The sequence below is a fragment of the Kitasatospora sp. cg17-2 genome, assembly GCF_054031055.1.
In genome coordinates this window covers 200886-203281 of sequence record NZ_JBSSXW010000002.1, presented here as the reverse complement: position 1 = coordinate 203281, position 2396 = coordinate 200886, and the positions used below count along the sequence as shown (strand labels likewise).

General features: G+C 69.4%; 2 protein-coding genes. Both read right to left on the bottom strand.

The genetic code is table 11. The features are described from left to right. Positions 1-53: 53 nt before the first annotated feature. Entirely contained in the window at positions 54-326 is a 273-nt protein-coding gene (locus ACW14Y_RS41690) for a hypothetical protein (RefSeq protein ID WP_456988729.1), read from the bottom strand. A gap of 581 nt (positions 327-907) precedes the next feature. Next, a complete protein-coding gene (locus ACW14Y_RS41685; RefSeq protein WP_456988727.1) occupies positions 908-1429 on the bottom strand; it encodes a hypothetical protein in 522 nt (173 codons plus the stop codon). Positions 1430-2396 lie beyond the last annotated feature (967 nt).

The window sequence follows — 2396 nt, the reverse complement described above, 5'->3', positions numbered from 1 at the left end:
GTTGGCCAGAACCCGCTGCCGCTCGGTGCGCGGCTCCAGCTTCGCCGCAGGCCCTACTCCTGTTCCGGTTCCGTGTTCAGCAGCAGAACCTCCCGCAGCACCGTGCTCTCCGCCTCGCTGTGCGCTGTCTGCAGGCGTTGCAGACGGGCCAGGTACCCCTCCCCCGTCGGCGTCGTCGCCGCCAGGGACCGGGCCAGACTCTCGACCGACCGGGATATCTCCTCGCCGAGCTCCGTGAAATACTCCTGCGGGTCCTCCAGGCTGCGCAACACCACCGGGCGATGCTCCTGCCAGTGGGCCAGCGCTTGCTCGCCAAACCGGTTCACCGTCGGTCTCCCCTGTCTGTTCGAAGAGGTCAGGCGCCGTGAAGTCGGCGCGGCGCCGCTTCGTATCCTCCCGCGTCGTGGTCACCGTGCCCATAGGAGGACCGTGCCTGGATGCGTCGGCGTCGGCCCGGATCCGCGTGGGCGGGGTGGACAAGGCTTCACCCGTCAGCAGCTCTTCGACGGCGAGCAGCGTCGGGTTCGTGGCACCGTCGGCGCTCATGATGACGGACGGCAGGTTGCCGAGTTGCTGGGCCCCTGCAAGGCGGTCGAACAGGTCCTCGGCCCATTCGGTGTGAGCCAGGCGCCGTGGTGAGGCGACCTCGTGGACGCTGTCGTCCTCGTTGACCCTTACCAGAACATGTCGCCCCAATTCGCCAGGCTCTGCACCGGGAGCGTCGGGGTCGACCAGGTAGAGCCGGTACTGCCAGCGCCTGTCGGCCCAGGTCGTCTGGGCGCGCAGGTGGATCGCACCGCTCGCGGCCTCGTTCTCCAGGTCGGCGAGCTGATCGGGTGTCCGGTACATGCGATCCTCCGTGCTTCGCGTCAAGGGTGATCGGGCCGGGGCGGGCTGGTGTGGGTGGCTACAGGTCGCGGCCGCGGGCGCGCTGGTCCTCCACCGAGGTGCCGAGCAGGCGCAGGAAGGACGGGGTCATGTAGTCGAGGACGTGACGCAACTGCTGGTCGTCGAGGTCGCTGAGCCGGAGATTGCCGTCGAGGAGCGCGTCAGCGGTGGTGCTGACCCACTCCGCGTGCTTCCGGAGGTAGGCCATACGGGCCTCGTACTCCTCGTCGCTCTCCAGGCTGTCGTCCTCGCGTTCGGGGCCGGCCTCGGGCTCGGGTTCGAGACGTACGGTCTCGTCGAGGGCCTCGTTCGCGGCACGGGCCTTGAGCTGCGCGAGTCGGGCCACCCGCCCCTCGTGGGTCTCGTCGGCCGGTGCGGTGTCCGCGACGACGTACCGGTCCCAGCGGTCGCCGACCTGGGATTCGACCTGCTCACCGAGCGCGGTGAAGAAGGCGGTGGGGTCGGGCAGGGCGGCGTAGCGCTTGGGCAGCCACTGGCGCCAGTAGGCCCGGGCCTCGGTGCCGTATTGGTTGATCGCCATTGCTGCTCCTCGTGGTCAGCTGATGGTTCTGTCATCGGGGCATCAGGTCGTTGCCTGCTGATGACGGATGGAGCTGTGAGGCTTTCGGGTAGGTACGGTTCCTGGTCGGCCCGGGGTTACCTTGTGGCGACCGTTGTGCATTCGGCCAACCGTGCGGGATTCGGGCCCCACCGGGCATGTGGGGGGTGCTCGGATCCCGGCCTGCGGGAAGCACGGGGCGATTGGGTCCGTGCTTCCCGCCGATCGGAATCGCCGCTCTGTCTACAGGTTCCGGGCTCACCTGGGCGCCGGCGGATCCGTTTCACCGTTGGCAGGCTCCGGTTCGAGAAGCAGGGTCACGGCTGCCTCCAGCACCGCGACGTAGGTACGCAGGCGCTCGTTCTCCTGGACGAGGTCGCCGGAGCCCAGTTGGGCGGGCGTGCCAGGAGGCCGTTCCGCGCCGGGGGGTGGGCCGACCTGGCGTGCGGCACGGCTGGCGGCCAGCTGCTGCAGGAGGTGAAGGTGTTCGGGGGTCAGCTCGACGAGCTCGGTGTCATCGGGTGGGACGGGTTCCGCCCCAGGGTCGGTTGTCTGCGCGACACCTTGTCTCTCCACGTCACACCGCCTGGGCGACGACGACCGGGACTGCGGGTACACGCCGGCCGGGCGACCTGCGCTGTCCGTTGGCGGACAGTCTGGATTCGCAGAGAGCGGCAGCGACCATGAGTGCGCCCGTCAGGAAGAGTGCGGTGACCGCCGCAGTCAGTGGCTGCCCCATGCCTTGCCTCCCCACGGACCGCCTGTCATTCGAGGCCCCAGGGAAGTGCACAGCGCGGTCGGCTCGCACTCGGGCGGTGGTGAAGTTCCCGTGGAGCGGGATGCGGTCCAAAGGGCTGCGGTGCTCGGTTCCGCTCGGCGGGATCCGAGGGTCGAGCTTCATGTGGCGGAGCGGGACGGCGGGAACCTGTGCGGGTACGTCCGCGCTCGC